This is a genomic window from Paenibacillus sp. WLX2291 (assembly GCF_046603665.1).
In the GTDB taxonomy this organism is placed as follows: Bacteria; Bacillota; Bacilli; order Paenibacillales; family Paenibacillaceae; genus Saccharibacillus.
This window is the reverse complement of the sequence record NZ_CP176755.1, coordinates 3,373,430-3,389,406: the sequence shown is the minus strand read 5'-3', so window position 1 is coordinate 3,389,406 and position 15,977 is coordinate 3,373,430. Positions and strand designations below refer to the sequence as shown.

General features: G+C 46.5%; 14 protein-coding genes. 8 read left to right on the top strand and 6 right to left on the bottom strand.

Features of this window, described 5'->3' with window-relative positions; genetic code table 11:
- Positions 1-656: 656 nt before the first annotated feature.
- The 4 genes from parE (at position 657) to ACDE64_RS14410 (ending at position 5,933) form a co-directional block, all read left to right on the top strand.
- Complete coding sequence (gene parE, locus ACDE64_RS14425) at positions 657-2,636, top strand: DNA topoisomerase IV subunit B (protein ID WP_411347284.1); 1,980 nt, start codon at positions 657-659, stop codon at positions 2,634-2,636.
- 296 nt (positions 2,637-2,932) lie between these two features.
- Positions 2,933-5,401, top strand: a complete 2,469-nt coding sequence (gyrA, locus tag ACDE64_RS14420) for a DNA gyrase subunit A (RefSeq protein WP_411347283.1) — start codon at positions 2,933-2,935, stop codon at positions 5,399-5,401.
- 167 nt (positions 5,402-5,568) lie between these two features.
- Positions 5,569-5,826: a hypothetical protein gene (locus ACDE64_RS14415; RefSeq protein ID WP_411347282.1), complete on the top strand. Its 258-nt coding sequence runs from the start codon at positions 5,569-5,571 to the stop codon at positions 5,824-5,826.
- The gene (locus ACDE64_RS14410) at positions 5,727-5,933 is read left to right on the top strand and encodes a hypothetical protein (protein ID WP_411350303.1); all 207 of its coding nucleotides are present in this window, start codon (positions 5,727-5,729) and stop codon (positions 5,931-5,933) included. The genes ACDE64_RS14415 and ACDE64_RS14410 overlap by 100 nt, the downstream gene beginning before the upstream one ends.
- On the opposite strand, the gene ACDE64_RS14405 is transcribed toward ACDE64_RS14410, so the two are convergent.
- Positions 5,913-6,500 carry a DUF4865 family protein gene (locus tag ACDE64_RS14405; RefSeq protein ID WP_411347281.1) on the bottom strand — a complete coding sequence of 196 codons (588 nt, stop codon included), beginning with the start codon at positions 6,498-6,500 and terminating at the stop codon, positions 5,913-5,915. The two genes, ACDE64_RS14410 and ACDE64_RS14405, sit on opposite strands and share 21 nt — an antisense overlap.
- A gap of 295 nt (positions 6,501-6,795) precedes the next feature.
- Here ACDE64_RS14405 and ACDE64_RS14400 point away from each other — a divergent pair, with 295 nt between their 5' ends.
- Positions 6,796-7,740, top strand: a complete 945-nt coding sequence (locus ACDE64_RS14400; protein ID WP_411347280.1) for a LysR family transcriptional regulator — start codon at positions 6,796-6,798, stop codon at positions 7,738-7,740.
- 464 nt (positions 7,741-8,204) lie between these two features.
- On the opposite strand, the gene ACDE64_RS14395 is transcribed toward ACDE64_RS14400, so the two are convergent.
- Both ACDE64_RS14395 and ACDE64_RS14390 read right to left on the bottom strand, forming a co-directional pair.
- A complete protein-coding gene (locus tag ACDE64_RS14395; RefSeq protein ID WP_411350302.1) occupies positions 8,205-8,990 on the bottom strand; it encodes an RluA family pseudouridine synthase in 786 nt (261 codons plus the stop codon).
- A 344-nt stretch (positions 8,991-9,334) separates the two neighbouring features.
- Entirely contained in the window at positions 9,335-10,198 is an 864-nt protein-coding gene (locus ACDE64_RS14390) for a class I SAM-dependent methyltransferase (protein ID WP_411347279.1), read from the bottom strand.
- Positions 10,199-10,682: 484 nt separating this feature from the next.
- Here ACDE64_RS14390 and ACDE64_RS14385 point away from each other — a divergent pair, with 484 nt between their 5' ends.
- The 3 genes from ACDE64_RS14385 (at position 10,683) to ACDE64_RS14375 (ending at position 12,757) form a co-directional block, all read left to right on the top strand.
- Entirely contained in the window at positions 10,683-11,093 is a 411-nt protein-coding gene (locus ACDE64_RS14385) for a hypothetical protein (RefSeq protein ID WP_411342832.1), read from the top strand.
- Between the two features lie 405 nt (positions 11,094-11,498).
- Entirely contained in the window at positions 11,499-11,951 is a 453-nt protein-coding gene (locus ACDE64_RS14380; RefSeq protein ID WP_411342831.1) for a flavodoxin, read from the top strand.
- Between the two features lie 41 nt (positions 11,952-11,992).
- On the top strand, positions 11,993-12,757 hold the full coding sequence (locus tag ACDE64_RS14375; protein ID WP_411342830.1) for a hypothetical protein: 765 nt from the start codon (positions 11,993-11,995) through the stop codon (positions 12,755-12,757).
- Between the two features lie 225 nt (positions 12,758-12,982).
- Here ACDE64_RS14375 and ACDE64_RS14370 read toward each other — a convergent pair whose 3' ends face one another.
- From ACDE64_RS14370 to modA, 3 genes are all read right to left on the bottom strand, one after another.
- Positions 12,983-13,771 (bottom strand): GNAT family N-acetyltransferase, encoded by a 789-nt coding sequence (locus ACDE64_RS14370; RefSeq protein ID WP_411347278.1) that lies wholly within the window; start codon positions 13,769-13,771, stop codon positions 12,983-12,985.
- Positions 13,772-14,171: 400 nt separating this feature from the next.
- The gene (gene modB, locus ACDE64_RS14365; protein ID WP_411347277.1) at positions 14,172-14,849 is read right to left on the bottom strand and encodes a molybdate ABC transporter permease subunit; all 678 of its coding nucleotides are present in this window, start codon (positions 14,847-14,849) and stop codon (positions 14,172-14,174) included.
- On the bottom strand, positions 14,846-15,736 hold the full coding sequence (modA, locus tag ACDE64_RS14360) for a molybdate ABC transporter substrate-binding protein (protein ID WP_411347276.1): 891 nt from the start codon (positions 15,734-15,736) through the stop codon (positions 14,846-14,848). Before modA ends, modB begins: the two co-directional genes overlap by 4 nt.
- Between the last annotated feature and the right edge of the window lie 241 nt (positions 15,737-15,977).

Here is a 15,977-nt window from a genome sequence, read left to right as displayed (position 1 = left end):
AGACAGGTTTTTTTGTATGCAGAGACGAGGATTTAGAATCTACTTAGATGAGATGATAGTGCTAAAACAATGCTGAAATAGTGTGGAAGATTAAGCTCAATTCAATATGTCATAGACTGCGCTTTACCATAAAATAGTCAAGGGAATGACACAAAAAATCCATATGAATCGTATATCGTTTACAGATGCCGGTTTATATTTTTCGCAAACTTGCCGAGAAAAGAGATATCAACGTTATACAAACGGTTTAAATGTATATCATCTCTCGAAGCGACAGACATCATACGCTGTTACTCTGTCCACAAGTTCCCAACCGGAATACGTAAACGCGAGACATACATCACGATCATGCGCAATATTCCCTTTACGAAAGTCATGATATGGATTAGAATGAATAAAGGAAATGCAAACATGTGTTTGGGTATTGCGAACATGATTTTGCGATATTACATTTTATGTAAATCTAAAATGTGTGTTGGACGCTAGGTATGATATGCTTAACCGATGTAAATTATCTTAAATATATATCCAGTAGTAGTTAGACAGCGGCTTTATTGTTCATCTGCTCTGGTATAATCGCGGATGAACCATTATACTAGCAAAGCGTAGTTCAAACAGGACCTAGCAATATTGAAATGAACAAAGGGGGACCTTGAATGGTCGAGATCGATTCCAGAACAACTTCATCCCGTGGCGTGAACCCGCAGTCGTCCGGGTATGATGCTGACGACATTCAGGTGCTCGAAGGGCTTGTCGCCGTACGGAAGCGTCCGGGGATGTATATCGGTAGTACAAGTTCGTCCGGACTGCATCACCTTGTCTGGGAGATTGTGGACAATGCAGTCGACGAGCATCTTGCCAAACATTGCAACAGAATTGAAATCAGCCTCAATAAAGACGGTTCGGTAACCGTATATGATAACGGCCGCGGCATTCCGACGGGCATGCACAAAAGCGGCATCCCGACACCGCAGGTCGTCTTTACGATTTTACACGCCGGTGGTAAATTCGGCGGTGGTGGATACAAGAAATCTGGCGGTCTGCACGGCGTAGGTGCATCGGTAACGAATGCCCTATCCGAATGGCTGGAAGTCGAGATTTACCGTGATGGTAGTATTCACCGTCAGCGTTTTGAATACTGGGCAGACAAAAAGGGCAAAGAGCATGTTGGCGAGCCAGTGAGCGGACTTGAAGTGATCGGCAAAACGAAAATTACCGGCACCAAAGTTACCTTTAAACCGGATATTCGTGTATTCCAGAACGGCATTGCGCTGAACTATGATACATTGTCTGAGCGTCTGCAAGAGATTGCATTCTTGAACTCCGGTCTGGAGATTCTGCTCAAGGACGATCGGAACGACAAAGAAGATCGCTTTTATTATGAAGGCGGCGCCAGTCAATTTGTCGAGTACTTAAATGAAGGCAAAGACGTGCTGCATGATGTGATTCACTTCAATGCAGAGCGCGACGATATCGAAGTGGAGATTGCCATGCAGTACAATGCGGGCTACACCGAGACAATCGCTTCTTTTGTTAACTCGATTCCGACACGTGGCGGCGGTACGCACGAAACAGGATTCAAAACTGCCTACACGCGTGTACTGAACGATTATGCCCGTAAGAACGCCATGATTAAGGAAAAGGATAAAAACCTTGAGGGCGGCGATCTGCGTGAAGGCATGATGGCGGTCATTAGCGTTAAGATGTCCGAAGTCGAATTTGTTGGTCAGACGAAGGATCAATTGGGTAGTTCGTCCGCACGTGGTGCGGTGGATGCGGTTGTAGCTGAGAACATGCAGCGTTTTCTTGAAGAAAACCCGCAGGTCGGTCAGAAACTGATCAAAAAGGCAGTTCAGGCATCCCGTGCGCGTGAAGCGGCGCGGAAAGCGCGCGACGATATGCGTACCGGTCGCAAACGTAGCGAAAGCTCCAACCTGAACGGCAAGCTGAGTCCGGCACAGTCCAAGGACTTTTCCAAAAATGAATTATTCATCGTCGAAGGTGATTCCGCGGGCGGTTCAGCGAAACAAGGGCGCGATTCCAAAACGCAAGCGATTTTGCCACTCAAAGGAAAACCGATGAACCCGGAAAAGGCGAAGCTGGCAGATGTAATGAAAAACGAGGAATATCGTGCAATCACCGCAGCAATTGGTGCAGGCATTGGTACCGAATTTGCCTTTGAAGATAGCAATTATGCCAAAATTATCATCATGACCGATGCCGATACCGATGGAGCGCATATTCAGGTGCTGCTGCTGACGTTCTTCTATCGGTACATGAAACCGCTGATCGATCAAGGGCGTATCTATATCGCTCAGCCGCCGCTGTACAAAATTACGCAGCGCTCCGGTAAAAAGACCGATGAGCAATATGCTTGGACCGACGAACAGCTAGAGCAATCGCTCAAACAATATGGCAAAAACGTCGAATTACAGCGCTACAAAGGACTTGGTGAGATGAACCCGGATCAATTGTGGGAAACGACAATGAACCCGGAAAGCCGTACGTTGCTGCAAGTACAGATCGAAGATGCTGCCAAAGCAGAACGCCGCGTCTCCACATTGATGGGTGACAAGGTCGATCCGCGTAAACGCTGGATTGTCGAAAATGTTGATTTTACCGAGTACGTCGAGTAACTAGATGATTGTAATGATCGTTACGTCTATACAAGCAAATAAAGGCAAATACAAGTAAACATATATGCAGACCAGACCGAGGGTACTGTTTGCCTTTCGATAGAAGGAACACACAACAACAAGCTTGATGTAGAGTATGACGCATCATCCACTGTTATATAAGCTGTAAGCAAACAACAAAGCTGTCAGCTGCAAATGGGAATGAGACACCTGTGTGGATGGCTTTCATTCCTTTTTGCATGGTGCAGCATTTGATCACAATCCGGCTGGACCGGAGGGTAAGGTAAGGTGAGTGAATGGCTACGAATGAAAAATATATGCCGGCATTTCTGGAAGAAGTCGTCGGTGACCGTTTTGGTCGATATTCCAAATACATTATTCAGGATCGCGCGATCCCCGATGTGCGCGATGGTCTGAAGCCGGTACAACGTCGTATTTTGTATGCGATGTACGAATCCGGCAACACCCCCGAAAAAGGTTACCGCAAATCTGCCAAAACCGTCGGCGACGTCATGGGTAACTATCACCCGCACGGTGACGCATCCATTTATGACGGTATGGTACGGATGGCGCAGCCGTGGAAAATGGGACATACACTCGTAGATGGACACGGTAACTGGGGTTCCCCAGATGATGATCCAGCAGCAGCGATGCGTTATACCGAAGCGCGTCTGTCTTCTATTGCGATGGAGATTTTACGCGATATTGACCGCAATACTGTCCAATTCAAAGATAACTTTGATAATACAACCAAAGAACCGATGGTATTGCCTGCACGCTATCCGAATCTGCTCGTGAACGGCGTCAGCGGGATTTCTTCTGGTTTTGCAACCGAGATTCCACCGCATAGTCTGCGTGAAGTGATTGACGCTTGTATCGCTTTGATGGAAAATCCGGCGATGGAGCTGGACGAGCTGATGAATTATGTCAAAGGTCCAGATTTCCCGACCGGCGGTATCATTATGGGCGGTAGCGGGATTCGCGAAGCATACGAAACGGGTAGGGGACGCATTTACGTACGTTCCAAAACAGAAATCGAAACGATGCGTGGCGGCAAGCAACAAATCGTGATTACTGAGATTCCGTATCAGGTCGTCAAAGTACGTCTTGTTACCGCGATGGAAAATATCCGTCTGGAGAAAAAGGTCGAAGGAATCGCGGAAGTGCGCGACGAAAGCGGTCGTGATGGTCTGCGTATCGTAGTGGAATTGAAAAAGGATGCCGATGCCGCAGGTATTCTAGCTTACCTGCTCAAAAAGACTGATCTGCAAGTAAACTACAACTTCAATATGGTCGCAATCGTCAACAAAGCACCACAGCAACTTGGCTTGAAAGGTATTTTGCAGGCGTATATTGCGCATCAGCGTGAAGTCGTTACCCGTCGTACTCGTTACGATCTGGATAAATTGGAGAACCGTGCGCATGTGCTGGAAGGTCTCGCCAAAGCACTGAATATTCTCGACGAAGTAATAGCTGCTATCAAAGCATCGAAAAATCGTCAAGATGCGCATCAGAATCTGCAATGGATGTTCGGTCTGACTGAGCGCCAATCTGATGCGATTCTGAATCTGCAATTGTACCGTCTGACCAATCTGGAGATCAATCAGGTGGAGAAGGAACTGAGCGATATTCAGAAAAAGATTAAAAATCTGCAATCCATTCTGGATAGCGACAAAAAGCTGATTGGCGTCATCAAAAAGGAATTGATGGAAAGCCACGAACGTTTCGGAATTAACCGTCGTTCCGAAATCCGCGACGAAGTGGAAGAGCTAAAAGTCAATCTGGAAGTTATGGTCAATTCCGAGGATGTACTGGTTACGCTGTCCAACGATGGCTATATTAAACGGACAAGCATGCTGTCGTTTACACGTTCTGGCGGCGAACGCGGTGGCTCTGGTGCCAAAGAAGATGATTATATCCGCAAAGTACTGGATGTGAACACACTCGATAATCTGCTTGTATTCACCCAACGTGGTCAATACTTCCTGCTACCGGTTCACCAGATTCCAGACTTCAAATGGAAAGAAAACGGAACGGCAATCGTTAATGTCATCTCCATGACACGCGAAGACCGAATCGTTGATATTATTCCAGTGCGTAGTCTGGATCAAGAGCAGGGTAGCCTCGTATTTGTGACCAAACGTGGACAGGTGAAACGAACCGAGCTGAAAGATTATGCGACCAAACGCTCCGGCGCAGTCGCTGCTTGTAAGCTAAGCGAAGGTGATGAGGTTATCTCCGTAAGCCGTGGCGAACAGGCACGCGATCTGATGCTGATTACTCGCAACGGCATGAGTATTCGCTTCCGGATAGAAGATGTCAGTCTGATGGGGCGTGTATCTACTGGTGTACGCGGTATTCAGCTAGTAGACGACGATGCTATTGTAAGTGCACTATGGATCGACAGCGAAGAAGATGGACAACTGTTAGTTATGACTGATCTCGGTTATGCAAAACGCACGTCCATGCTGCAATATCAGACCCAGAGCCGCGGAGGTAAAGGGGTATCGACCTTTGAGCTAAAAGAAGGCAAACGTGTCAAATCAAACGGCAACGCCATTATTGCCGCTTACGTATGTCGCGATCATCGCTCCTTTATCGCTATTACACCACCAAATCGCACGATTCCATTTAACAGCAAACAAGCACTGCAAACCGACGAACGTCGCCATATCGGGAAATCCATCGTGACACTGGACAAAAACGATGTGATCATCGCTGTACTGGAAGACTTGTCGGCAGCAGCAGATAAAGATCAGGCTTAATTTTATAAGCTGGAACATGAGTAGGATATAATGTGCTTGCGCTGAGGATACGCTAAAGCAAAACTTGGAATTACAAGCGTTTGAATGCTTAGCCTCTTAATCAGCAGGTACAATACTGCTCGACAAACGCACGAATTTATAAAGGTATATAGCAAAAGCCGTCTGAGATGCAATTCAGACGGCTTTTGCTATACGCGCCAACGCTATACGCGCCAACGCTATACGCGCCAACGCTATACGCGCCAACGCTATACGCGCCAACGCTATACGCGCCAACGCTATACGCGCCAACGCTATACGCGCCAACGCTATACGCGCCAACGCTATACGCGCCAACGCTATACGCGCCAACGCTATACGCGCCAACGCTATACGCGCCAACGCTATACGCGCCAACGCTATACGCGCCAACGCTATACGCGTGATATTTAAGATGTATTGTGACTTCTCAATACTTCATTTTGTTCAATCCCAACAAAGTTTAATCAACCTCATATCTTATCGCTATTACCTACATTTTATTAAACTCTAAGCCCAGCGACCAATGCAAAACCTCATACATCGTACATCCATCAGGCACAGTTGTCGGCAGATCATTCAACAAATAAAACTGACTATACGCCCATTTATCCGGGTTATACATCAACAAACTTCCTTGACAACCATCTTCCTCATGCCAAGCATATCGACGATGTAGATTATGCTCAATCTTCTGCGGCAATCCTTTCAGCAAATGGGTGGGTGTCATTATTCCCTTACACTCCAACACATATCGAATCTCCCGTAACAATGCCGCTTCGGGAATATGTATCTTGAGCGGCACCCCAATCTGCACATGCTGCCAGCCAAACGAATCCAGAATCGCATCATAAGGTCCATCAAACAAAAAAGAATTCATGCCCCCCTGTTGCTTCCATACATACAGCGGACAATAGCTATTTTGTCGATTGCCACCAACTTGACGAATCGTTATCAAATACGCCTTAAACAACAAATCTTCAAACCCATCTGTTTTGTGTCCATTGCGACGAACGCGTTCGCGAATAATCTCCATATCATAATCCGCAGGCAACCCAATCTCATACTGCATCCCGATCATACGAAACACTCCTTTTTCGCTCATACTTGAGTAAATGATGAAATACCATACTCGTATTGTATCGCTCGCCTATCGTTCCGTATAATGATTAGAAATGAACGATGGTATCATTTTCAGTGATATCTAATTTCAAGCAAAATCTTCATCTATGTACCACCATACTTGCTATACACAATTTCAATAGCGCATAGATGCAGACTTTGCTTATATAAAAGGCTCAACCGCATAAAAGAAAATGACTTGAATACGATATGTCATCCATACGGGATATTATCATCTAACAAGGAGGCGCACGATGGAATTAAACGATCTGGAGATTTTCTGTAAAGTAGCGCATACGCAATCCATGTCAGCCGCAGCACAGCAGCTTGGTTATGTACAATCGAATGTCACTACACGTATACGCCGATTGGAAGACGAATTGCAAACGCCGTTATTCCAACGCACACCTCGAGGTGTGATTGTATTACCAGCTGGCGAACGTTTGCTGGAATATGCGCACTCCATTTTGGAACTTGTACAGCAAGCGAAGAATGAATTTGCACCTAGTTCCTCTCAACAGCTACCGACGTCATTACGGATTGGTGCAACATCTACGATTACTACGGGGTATCTCGCTGAGGCAGTATGGGATCGAGACATGGCGCTAGATGTATATACACGACCAACACAGCAATTGATCTCCATGCTACTTGCTGACGAATTGGATGGTATTTTACTCAATCGCAATTGGACAGAAGCGCGACAGGCTGTATGTATCTTCCGAATTCATGAAATGATCGGCTGGATTCGTTCGGCATCCCTACATGTCCAATCGGACGAATCGTTGGCAGAACAGCTTCATCAGCTACCCATTCTTATTATCCGGGACACCGATTGTCCATACCGTCAGGCAACGATGCAATATACAAGAAATCATCCGCGCTATGATTGGAATATCCGCGAAGTGGATACACTGGATATGATGCTCACGTTGATCAAGCAGGGCAGAGGCGCAGCTATTTTACCAAAAACAATCGCCCACCATCCCGAGCATCAACCACATATTCAATGGTTGCAACCACCGCAGAACGAGATGCCATTACACGTTGAGATCGGCTACTACGAGATGAGTAAACGCCCACCTGCTCCATTTGCATATACTGAGTCCACGCCAAATGCAATCATATATCCCAATCTACAACATGATAAACAAATCGCAGCCTTAAAACGACTGATGACGTCTTCACTTCAGCAATAATGATATGCCATATGACAAAACGACGCTCCAAACAAATGAACGATTCTCCAAACAAAGTAACTACGCTCCAAGCAAATGAACGATTTTCTAAACAAAGTAATTATGCTGCACAGCAATTTAAAAGCAATCAAGTCTTTCGCGTTATTGAAGCCAGATGCCTGCTGCGAAGGTTGGGCTTGATCGGTAGACGATACAGCGACGCCGGCTCCAGCTTGAATCTAAAAATCCAGAATACAACAATCATAAACACCAAAATCCATAAATCCCAAACATTCTAAATCCCCAAATAGTTAGAACATAAACAACTCTCAATCCAAATGTAACTTCAACAAAAAAGCTTTCCTCAGCACTATTCAACAATCGCATCGTTGTACAGTAGAACTGCTCAATAAAAGCAGCTACATACATCCAAAATGCTGATTGCGGTTTCGCACAAGAGAAAAGCTTTTGATACTACTATTGTATTAATCTTGCTCGCGTTCCAAACGTTCTGCCAATTGATCATATACATGTTCTGACCATTGATTCCAAGGACGTACGCGCGGTGGGAGCGACAGAATGCGAATCTGTTCGTCTTTGACCGGATGTGGAGCGCCTGCTAGTACCGACCAGAGCGCTAGTTGCTCACCCGGACGGTTGACAGTTACACCATATCGCTGATCACCATATAGCGGATAACCGGCATGCGACAGTTGCACTCGAATCTGATGCGACCGACCGGTATGCAGTGTAATGAGCACCAGCGACAGATTAGCTTGCGTATGCGTTGCCAGCACCTCATAATCCAGCACAGCATCTTTCCCGCCGGGTGTGCCAGAGGCTAGAACGGCAGAGGTGTTCGTACGCGTATCTTTGAGTAGTGTATCGCGTAATGTTGCTTTCGGGCGCGCTGGAATGCCGCGCAGTACAGCTACATAACGCTTCAACAATCGTCCATTTCGTACGGAATCCGACAGGCGCGAAGCACCTTTGGATGTTTTGGCAAATAACATTGCACCGCCAACCGGACGATCCAGACGATGAACAAGCCCGAGAAATACATTGCCCGCTTTTTGATGCCGTTCCTTGAGGTCCTGTTTGATCAAGGTCAGCATATCCTCGTCTCCCGTATCATCCGCCTGCGAAGGGATATTGACCGGCTTCACGACGCCGATTACATGATTATCCTCATACAAGACAGGAATGCTGATTGAACGAGCCGTTGCCTTGGATAGGGCATTTGCCGATACATCAGCATGATCGCTGTGCATAGAATGCTCTTTATGGGAAGAATCTGTCTCATTGGCGGAACGAGCTACCGTTGAAGAATCATCATTTCTGCGGCGAGCAGATTGTTTTCTGTCTGATGCGCGATGACGATTGGAGCTGTCTCGATAAGAAGCTCCATATTCTCTTTTTGATTCGTCGCCGGATGTGCGCGCATTGTGCTGCGAGCGTGTAGACGAATTGGTCCCTTTTTTGCGAGCTTGAGCGGTATTTTCTTTACGTCCATTCATAGCTGAATGAGACGATGATGTGTTAGCATACGGTTTATGCTGCTTGTTGCGAGTGCCGGAGCCTTTGTTGGAGCCGGAAGAGCGTGATGTCATAACAATCAGCTTTCCCAGCGTCCGAGAATACCGCATGGCAGAACCATATCGGAATTCGTAATCGGCAGTCCGATTTCACCGGATGAGATATGCCCGCCAAAGCGCTGCTTCAACGTCATATTCAAAATATTCGACAATACAGTCGGCGCGAGTCCGGTCGTGTACGAGTTAATTAGCAGGAATAGCGGTTGATCCGACATGATGCTCATGCACGATTCGAGGAATGGATACAGACTTTGCTCCAGCTTCCACATTTCGCCGCCAGGACCGCGTCCGTATGATGGCGGGTCCATAATGATCGCGTCGTATTTGTTGCCACGGCGCTGCTCGCGTTGAACGAATTTGAATACATCATCTGTAATAAAACGAACCGGACGCTCACCGATACCGGACAGCTGATGATTTTCCTTTGCCCATTGCACCATACCTTTGGCTGCATCGACGTGTACAACTTCAGCACCAGCGGACGAAGCGGCTACTGTTGCACCACCCGTATAGGCGAACAGGTTGAGTACAGAGATCGGACGTCCGGCATTGCGGATTTTGTCCATCATCCATGCCCAGTTCGCTGCTTGCTCTGGGAACAGCCCGGTATGCTTGAAGTTAGTCGGTTTGATGTGGAATTTCAGGTCTTGAAAAGCCAGTTCCCAACGTTCTGGGATTTTGCGTTTCCATTCCCATTCGCCGCCGCCTGATGAGCTGCGATGATAGTGTCCGTGTACCTGACTCCAGCGTGGATCATTGCCTGTTTTGGGCCAGATGATCTGTGGATCGGGACGACGCAGCAAAATGTCGCCCCAGCGCTCCAGACGCTCACCATCGCCTGTGTCAATCAGTTCATAATCTTTCCATTGATCTGCAATATACATTGTCTAACCATCCTTATATTTAATTTTCACCGATTGGATCATTGGTATACATCGAATAGGGTATACGTGCAGGCATCTGCCGCAAATGTTCCTTCATGGTTCACCGCATTCCATTGTACAACAACGACATCACACACGCTATAGTAGTGTGATTAAAACCGCTCTATTTTGCGGTAAAAGAAAGGTAACGAAGCACCAACATGATGATAGTTTGCCAAAACTGTTGTCGCCATCGGAAATTAGCATTTGCAAGCTTCAAAAACTGGAAGTGATTCTCCAGTAGCGGTATACTTATTTACACATACACATACACATACACATACACATACACATACACATACACATACACATACACATACACATACACATACACATACACATACACATACACATACACATACACATACACCAGTACTCATCATATTTCATATAATCGTTCATTCAAACCGTTATCAGATCTTGATATCCGAAAGGAGAGAGGATTATGCAGCAGGGAGAGCGCCGGATTGCATTATGGTTGATGGGAATTGGAGGATTTGTAGCACTGCTTTTCTTACAAACATTATTACCTGATCCGTTAGAACATATCGGAGTATTGTGGTGGGGCATCATCCCGGCTGCAATCGGTTGCGTGCTCTTGCATTCGTCCAAGCGCAAGCAGCAGCAATGGATGGAGAGGCAGGTATTACGCATCGCCGCAGGACGCAACAATCGCTTCACGGCAGCCGATGTCAGCTTGTTTACGTCTCTAACGCTATCACAGGCTGGTTATGTGCTGGAAGATATGCGACGCAAAGGTCTGCTTCGGTTGTTCATCGCCGAGCACGGTGAGTTTGTATATGAGTTCAAGGATTTGCTATCACCAGAGCAGAAGTCGATGGCAGCGCCATTTTGAATCGTTGTGACGAATATTCCACAATATCATCCCAATCACTAGTAAAGGCGACAATAACAATGGAATGATCTTCTATATAGAGGATCGTTCCATTTTTTTAAGATAAAATAGAGTTTGATGTTGTACAAATTTCCAACATATCTATTAAGCCTGCCGTTGAGAATCGCAATGAGAATACAAGGACAATCTCAGTGTTATTCTCAATGAAACAAAATAAAATATAAATTTTGGAATTTAAAAATGCTTGTAAACAGCGCCACAACAACGTTTATACACAGTTAAACAATCGTTCCACATCCAGTATAAAATAAAAAATTCAAATTAAATGTTGACAATGAGAATCATTATCAACTATGATGTTCACAGAGAAACCGACGAGAGAAACAAGCATACAGGAGGATGGCTATGCCGAAATTTTTAATTGTGTTCGCCAGCTTGACCGGTAATACCGAAGAGATGGCTGACCTGATCGTGGAAGGCGTTCAATCCGCAGGCGCGGAAGTGGATGTAAAACAATCGATGGACGTGGACGCGGATATTCTGCTGGACTACGATGCAGTAATCCTCGGTGCCTATACCTGGGGCGACGGCGAATTGCCGGACGAATTCCTCGATTTCTACGAAGATATGGATGAGCTGGACCTGTCCGGTAAAAAAGCTGCCGTATTCGGTAGTGGAGACACAGCGTATGACCAGTTTGCCGCAGCGGTTGATCTGCTGTCGGAGAAACTGAAGGAGCGCGGTGCCGAGCTGGTGCAGGACAACCTGAAGATCGAACTGAATCCTTCATCGGAAGACAAAGATGTCTGCCGTAATTTCGGTAAACAGTTCGTAAACGCGGTTGCCAGCGTCGTATAATTAATCGGCAAAGTCTTGTCTGGAAGCAGGTGAATGACAGAATGAGTACACACACGATTGTTTCGGAGCCACCTGTGCTCCATGATTACAAGCTGGAGGATTGGCTGCGTCAGACCTATGGCGAACAAAAGCCAGCTTCCCCGTCCTCGCAACCGACGTGGAAGCAGCGCGTTCTGTACGCTATCGGTCATGCGATTAACGCATATTACAGCCTTTCCCCGGATATGCGGGAAGTAAGCAATATTGGCAAGCTGGTCGATTTTCGCTGGCCTCGCCGTCCGGTCGGGTTTGAAAGTGAAGCCCACTACTGGGACGTAAAGGACACTGTGATCGCTCATCTGGGCACATTGCTTGCAGAGCATCAGCATGCCCCACATCCGGTCATGTTATATGAACAGCAAAAGGTCATCGTGCCTGAATTGGGTGCGGAACTATCGTTGATTTTCCAGGCGGCATGGCAGATTCCCTGGACAACAGCGCAACCGGGTGTTGTACCACCCGGACACAAGAGCCTGATTGTCCAGAAATTTTTCTGGGAGCATGAGCCCCATCTGGAAGATGCGTTTATTCATCTGTCCACCGTGTTTTGTCGGACAGCCTTTGGCAGCATGCCGGAGCGTATCGAGATGTTCAACATCTCGGCAGGTACGGTTAGCCACCATATTCCGTCAGCGGAACAATATGGTCGCTCGCTCGATTACCTGGAATTGCTCCGCCATGCCGTGCCGGGCGGAAATACGATCTGCGCCAATTGCAGAAGTAACGCCGGTACGGCATACCTTGCTCCGAAATGGAGCCTCACTTAGGTGAAAGAGGACGGTATCAAAATCCCCCATCATTTTGATGCCACTTGCCTTTTCACATATATACGCAACACATGAACATACGGCCTTCCCTGTTACAGGGGAACAGGACTGTTGAACCGTCTGTCCCAGTCATGTACGGAAAGTTCAGCAGTTCTGCAAAAAAGCGTTTATCCAGCGGTGGACCGGACCTCCATCGCTGTGATAAACGCTTTTTGTGTATGTTGATTATCGATTGGTTTTAGCAGCAGCATATACATATTCATAATAATCCTGTACATCCTCGTGCACAAATCCACATGATTCGTATAAATGCAGTGCCCGCGCATTATCGGCTACGACATCTAGCCACACATGCTTGCCTTTTGCTTTCTCATCCAATGTAACCTGCCGTAGAGCGCTACGTCCAATCCCATGCCCGCGCAGCGCCGGATCAACGACAAAGCCATAAATCCAGCTATGTTCGCCCTGACGATCGACTTCAATTTTACCAGCAGCCAGCCCTTGATACTCAATGATATGCATTACCCGCGATAATGAGCGATGTGGACTAGATAACGCTGCTAATGTTGAAAATTCCGAAATGTCGAATGCTTCTGCATCCAATCGTGCCCACAATTCGGCATCGTCCTGTGTGAAGGGGCGCAGCGATACAAGCTCCGTACTACCAATGCCAAGCCCGCTCATATCGTCTCCCAGTTTGAGAGTATACTCCACACTATGAAGACCGGCGTGCCGCGATGACGCCCACTGTTGTCCATCTTTTGAAGAATGAGGAATGTTAAAGAGGATTTTCTGTTTATTTTCTAATAGATTGCTATCTGTTACTTGTTTCCATAGTTTGCTAAACCGACCTTGATGCCGATAATCCGGGTGGGTCATGCCACAGATTTCTACGTTGGCTCCAAACCGGTACAATGCTAGAAACGAGCGTAGTTCGCCATCTTCATAATCAAAAAAGTCTTCAAGACTTCCGGGAGCACGATTTTTGAGCATATCCCAGTTTAGTTTCAGCATAATATGATCCTGCTTTTCACAAATTGCCTGTAATTCAGAAATATCAGAAAGCTGATGAAGCTTGAGCATGAATATACAACCTCTTTTCGGTGGATGACTGCATTCATAAGGTAGAAACGTAAGAAGCTATGCCAATCTAGTTCGTCGTACTGCAAGAATAGGAATATGGAATTGCCTATGTAAACGAAGGGATAATATGCTGGATGACAGAGCGAAAACAGATATAAGCTGGAACACAATCAAGCGAAGTATAGATGATACTTTATCATAGCATTCTCAATTAAATTTTTCAAAATAATGTTTGAATGCCAAATATTTGAATGGAATGTAGAAATACAGATTTTCGATCCTATATTTCAATCTTATACATAGCTCTGGAAAACAATAAAAACGCGACTCCCTAATCGGAGCCGCGAATGTTGCTAGTTAATAATAGTAGGATAAACGAGATCAGAATCGTAATGATGGTCATGCTCCAAGCAAGCTGCATATTGCCCGCATCGACAGCGAAGTAAATGGCTGTCGGTAGCGTTTGCGTTTTGCCAGGGATATTGCCGGCAACCATCAGTGTAGCGCCGAATTCACCAAGCGCCCGAGCGAATCCGAGCACAAAGCCGGTAATTAGCGAACGCCAGGCGAGCGGTAGAATCATATACACAAGCACCTGTAACTCATTGGCGCCTTGTGAGCGTGCCGATTCTAGTACATCGCGGTTGACGAGTGCAAAGCCGGTTTTGAGTGTCTGGTAGACGAGTGGGAAGGCAACAACGGTGGCGGCAATAACCGCACCGGTAACGCTGAATACGATTGGCTGATGCGTGAGCCATTCTGCCGCCTGACCAATCCAGCTACGTCGTCCAAGGATGGTGAGCAGAAGCAGACCGACTACAGATGGCGGCAGGACAAGTGGCAACATGAAGATTGTTTCCAGAATAACTTTACCGGGAAACGAATATTTGCCCATCAGTGTTGCGACCGCAATCGAAATAATAAATACCGCGATACTGGAAAAGCAGGCGATTTGCAGCGAAAGCGTTACTGGAAAGCCAATGCTGTCCCAGGACCAGGCTTCACTCATGAGGTAGCAGCGGCCTTGTTAAAGCCGTATTTAGCAAAGATCGCCTGGGCTTCTTCCGTTTGCAGATACGCATAAAATTGTGCTGCATCTTCGCGGTGAGTAGTAGCGGACAGTACAGCTGCCGGATAGACGATTGGATCATGACTGTCTTCGCTAGCAGTGAAGGCGATCTTCACACCATCGGATTCCATCGCATCGGTTTTGTATACAAAGCCTGCATCGGCGTTGCCTGTTTCGACATAAGAGAGCACTTGCTTCACATCTTTGGTTTGTACCAGTTTGGCTTGCAGGCTATCCCACAGATTGGCTTTTTCCAGTGCTTGTTTGGCATACATGCCAGCAGGAACAGATTCTGGTGTACCGATAGCGAGACGCTTGATGCTATCAGCGCTCAGGTCTTCGACATTTGCCGGTGTTGTAGTGCTATCTTTGGGTACAACAAGTACCAGTTCATTTGTCAGCAGGTTGATTTCGTGGTCTTTATCAACCAGCTTCTCGTCGATCAGGGCTTGCATTTGTTTGCTGCCTGCGGAGATGAACAGGTCAGCCGGAGCACCTTGTTCAATTTGCTTTTGCAGTGTACCGGAAGCGGCGAAGTTGAAGGTCAATTTGACATTCGGATAGTTAGCTTCGTACAGCTTTTGAATTTCTTGCAGGCTATCCGTCAAACTTGCAGCAGCAGAGATGGTCAGTTCGGTAGTTGCAGTGGAACTACTTTCGTTGCTTGCCGCTGGTGTGGATGTAGAGTTGGAATCGCTTGTTGTATTCGCTGTTGATGAGCAGGCGCTGAGCATGACAGCCAGAACGGTCAGCATGATCAGAACCGTCATGCGCAGGCGCGAAGCTGAGCGACGGGATGAAGTAGAAGAATGGGATGGCATATTCATTTTAAATCCTCCTTAATGATATGTATTATTTCGCCGTATCATGCAAAATGTACGTACTAAATCATACAGGATAATACTAATTATATCTAGTTATATTTAAAGTGGCTTAGGTTTAATTTTTGCGAATTGAAATACGGTCTATACGCAGGTAAGATGAACATAGCTGAAACGGTGGTATTTAGTTCGGCTATCGTTGCTTATACAAACCTGATCCAGCTGAATAGATAAATCATGAACATAT

Excerpts from the sequence above, each read along its gene's own strand:
- gyrA (WP_411347283.1), top strand. The coding sequence starts at position 2,933 with ATGGCTACGAATGAAAAATATATGCCGGCATTTCTGGAAGAAGTCGTC.
- ACDE64_RS14380 (WP_411342831.1), top strand. The coding sequence starts at position 11,499 with ATGCCGAAATTTTTAATTGTGTTCGCCAGCTTGACCGGTAATACCGAA.
- ACDE64_RS14415 (WP_411347282.1), top strand. The coding sequence starts at position 5,569 with ATGCAATTCAGACGGCTTTTGCTATACGCGCCAACGCTATACGCGCCA.
- ACDE64_RS14385 (WP_411342832.1), top strand. The coding sequence starts at position 10,683 with ATGCAGCAGGGAGAGCGCCGGATTGCATTATGGTTGATGGGAATTGGA.
- parE (WP_411347284.1), top strand. The coding sequence starts at position 657 with ATGGTCGAGATCGATTCCAGAACAACTTCATCCCGTGGCGTGAACCCG.
- ACDE64_RS14400 (WP_411347280.1), top strand. The coding sequence starts at position 6,796 with ATGGAATTAAACGATCTGGAGATTTTCTGTAAAGTAGCGCATACGCAA.
- ACDE64_RS14375 (WP_411342830.1), top strand. The coding sequence starts at position 11,993 with ATGAGTACACACACGATTGTTTCGGAGCCACCTGTGCTCCATGATTAC.
- modB (WP_411347277.1), bottom strand. The coding sequence starts at position 14,849 with ATGAGTGAAGCCTGGTCCTGGGACAGCATTGGCTTTCCAGTAACGCTT.
- ACDE64_RS14370 (WP_411347278.1), bottom strand. The coding sequence starts at position 13,771 with ATGCTGAAACTAAACTGGGATATGCTCAAAAATCGTGCTCCCGGAAGT.
- ACDE64_RS14395 (WP_411350302.1), bottom strand. The coding sequence starts at position 8,990 with ATGCACAGCGATCATGCTGATGTATCGGCAAATGCCCTATCCAAGGCA.
- modA (WP_411347276.1), bottom strand. The coding sequence starts at position 15,736 with ATGAATATGCCATCCCATTCTTCTACTTCATCCCGTCGCTCAGCTTCG.
- ACDE64_RS14405 (WP_411347281.1), bottom strand. The coding sequence starts at position 6,500 with ATGATCGGGATGCAGTATGAGATTGGGTTGCCTGCGGATTATGATATG.
- ACDE64_RS14390 (WP_411347279.1), bottom strand. The coding sequence starts at position 10,198 with ATGTATATTGCAGATCAATGGAAAGATTATGAACTGATTGACACAGGC.